Annotated in this window: 3 protein-coding genes; 1 reads left to right on the top strand and 2 read right to left on the bottom strand. The window is 72.1% G+C overall.

Annotated features, from left to right (window positions below; translation table 11 throughout):
* Nucleotides 1-271 precede the first annotated feature (271 nt).
* Both lipB and KUTG_RS15620 read right to left on the bottom strand, forming a co-directional pair.
* Nucleotides 272-967 carry a lipoyl(octanoyl) transferase LipB gene (gene lipB / locus KUTG_RS15625; RefSeq protein WP_198047182.1) on the bottom strand — a complete coding sequence of 232 codons (696 nt, stop codon included), beginning with the start codon at nucleotides 965-967 and terminating at the stop codon, nucleotides 272-274.
* 44 nt (nucleotides 968-1,011) lie between these two features.
* On the bottom strand, nucleotides 1,012-1,908 hold the full coding sequence (locus KUTG_RS15620) for a TIGR01777 family oxidoreductase (protein ID WP_043717633.1): 897 nt from the start codon (nucleotides 1,906-1,908) through the stop codon (nucleotides 1,012-1,014).
* Between the two features lie 425 nt (nucleotides 1,909-2,333).
* Between KUTG_RS15620 and KUTG_RS58465 the strand changes: the two genes are divergently transcribed.
* Entirely contained in the window at nucleotides 2,334-2,501 is a 168-nt protein-coding gene (locus KUTG_RS58465; RefSeq protein WP_157494557.1) for a hypothetical protein, read from the top strand.
* Nucleotides 2,502-2,559 lie beyond the last annotated feature (58 nt).

Here is a 2,559-nt window from a genome sequence, read left to right as displayed (position 1 = left end):
GAGCCGCAGCATGTCGCCCAGGTGCGGTCGTCACCTCGGCGTTCGGCCAGCCGCCGCAGGCCGCGGTCCGACGCAGGGCCGGATCTCGATCGCACATCGTGACGCGTCGCTGCGGGTTGATGCCGCTGCCGGCGAAGGTGGCGACGTGGATCGCCTTGTACGCGGACGCCATCGCCACCGGCCGGTCGGGTGCAACGCGATGCGGCGCCCGCGGCCGTCGTCGGCGTACAGGCTGACGTGGTCACGCCGCTGCGCCAGCCACTCGATCCAGTCAGGAGGACAGCGAGAACGTCACCCCGGCGGCCGTGGGCTCGGTGCGGTCGATGTTGCGCACGGTCACCGGAAGGGTGCCCTCGATGGCCGCCAGCACGGCGGCCTCGACCAGCGGCTGGACCTCGGCCACGGTGACGTCCCGGCCGAGTTCGGCGCTGAGCGAGGTGACGCCGGCGTCACGGATGCCGCACGGGATGATCTTGCCGAAGGCGCCCAGGTCGGCGTTGCAGTTGATCTCCAGGCCGTGCATGGTGACGCCGCGCTGGACCCGGATGCCGATGGCGGCGATCTTGCGCTCGGGGCGGTCGCCGTCGGCGGCCAGCCACACGCCGCTGCGGCCCTCGACCCGGCCGGTCGGCACGCCGAGCTGGTCGCACACGTGGATCAGGGCCTGCTCGACGCGGCGCACGTAGTCGACGACGTCGACCGGGTCGCTGAGTTTGACGATCGGGTAGCCGACCAGCTGGCCCGGGCCGTGCCACGTGATCTTGCCGCCGCGGTCGACGTCGATCACCGGCGTGCCGTCCTGCGGGCGGTCCTCCGGCTCGGTGCGCTTGCCGGCGGTGTAGACCGACGGGTGCTCCAGCAGCAGCAGCGTGTCCGGACCGGCGCCGTCCGCGCGGGCGTTGAGCAGCTCGCGCTGAAGCTCCCAGGCCTGCGCGTAGTCGATGGTGCCCAGCGGCCGCACCTGCACGGGATCGGCCGTGCGCGGCAGGAAATGGTCGTCACACAGCGACTTTACGCCCGCTGGCCGAGCACTTCCGGAAGGGCTGTGGCCAGCGTCTCGTGCTGGAACTGGAAACCGTGGTCCAGGAGCGCCTTCGGCGTCGCCCGCTGGCCGATGAGCACGCCCTCGTCGGCGAACTCGCCCAGCACCGCCCGCAGCGCGAAGCCCGGCACCGTCCACGGCGTCGGGCGGCCCATGACCTCGCCCATCACCTTGGTCAGCTCCGCGTTGGTCAGCTGCTCCGGCGCGCACAGGTTGACCGGACCCGAGATGTCCTCGTGTTCCAGCACGAACCGGATCGCCGCCAGCTCGTCATCCAGCGAGATCCACGGCCAGTACTGGCGGCCGTCGCCCAGCTTGCCGCCCAGCATCAGCGACACCAGCGGCTTCAGCTTGCCCAGCAGCCCGCCTGACTCGGCGAACACCAGGCCGGTGCGCAGCAGCGCCACCCGCGCGCCGGCGTCGGCCGCCGGCCGGGTCGCCGACTCCCACTCGTGCACCAGGTCGGCCAGGAAGCCCTGGCCCTTCGGCCCCGACTCGTCCACGGTCCGGTCGCCCGTGTCGCCGTAGAAGCCGACCGCCGAAGCGTTCACCAGCACCGGGATCTTGTGCTCCGCGACCGCCGCCGCCAGCACCTCCGTCGGCTCGACCCGGGAGTCCAGCAGCGTCTGCTTGCGGGCCTGGCTCCAGCGCTTGTCGCCGATGCCCGCGCCGCACAGGTTGAGCACCGCGTCCACGCCGTCCAGCGTGCCGTCCTGGATCCGGCCGGCCGGCGGGTCCCAGCTGCGCTCGTCCCGGGCGGACGCCGGCCGTCGCACCAGGCGCAGCACCTCGTGGCCGGCGTGCCGCAGCACCGGCAGCAGGGCGGAACCGATCAAGCCGGACGAGCCGGCCACCAGGACGCGCATGCTCAGATCGTCCCTCGCCGTCCGGTGGGCCGCAGCACCGGGGTCTGTTCCCGGCCGGCTCGAACGGGCAGTCCGCTCCGTGAAAATGACCGGTCGGCTTGGCGGTGATGGATGCCGGCCCCGACGCTGTTCCGCATGCCGAAGGCCCCATGACTGACGACCACCGATCCGACGCCGCGAGGCCGTGCATGCCGTCCTTGGCCGGCACAAGCTGCTCCGCTACGGGGCCATCGGTGCGGCGGCCGCGTCCGTGCTCCTCGCCGCTGCTGCATCACCCGCCGCGGACGACCTGCCCGACTACGCCCCGATCCCCAGCGCCGCGCTCGGCCCCCAGCTCAACGCCGACGGCTACTTCGTCGGCCACATCCGGGGAAACCCGTACTGGGTCACGGATTCCATCTACCAGACCATTCCTGAACCTCGCGGTGGCGCGGGACATCCCGGCCTGGATCCCGCGCAGAACCAGGCCATGCGCGACCCTGGTCGGCGGCCACGTCGGCCGTCTCGGCACCCGGGTCGACGGCAACCTGCAACGGCAGTACATCGCCGACCTCGACACCGGCGTCCTTCGCCCCACCCCGATCCACCCCTGATGCAGGGAAGGACGCCTTACCCTCGTTCAACGAGGGTAAGGCGTCCTTCCCTGCATGA

This window comes from Kutzneria sp. 744 (assembly GCF_000568255.1).
In the GTDB taxonomy this organism is placed as follows: Bacteria; Actinomycetota; Actinomycetes; order Mycobacteriales; family Pseudonocardiaceae; genus Kutzneria.
The sequence above is the reverse complement of the archived record's forward strand: the minus strand, read 5'-3'. Positions and strand labels throughout refer to the sequence as shown.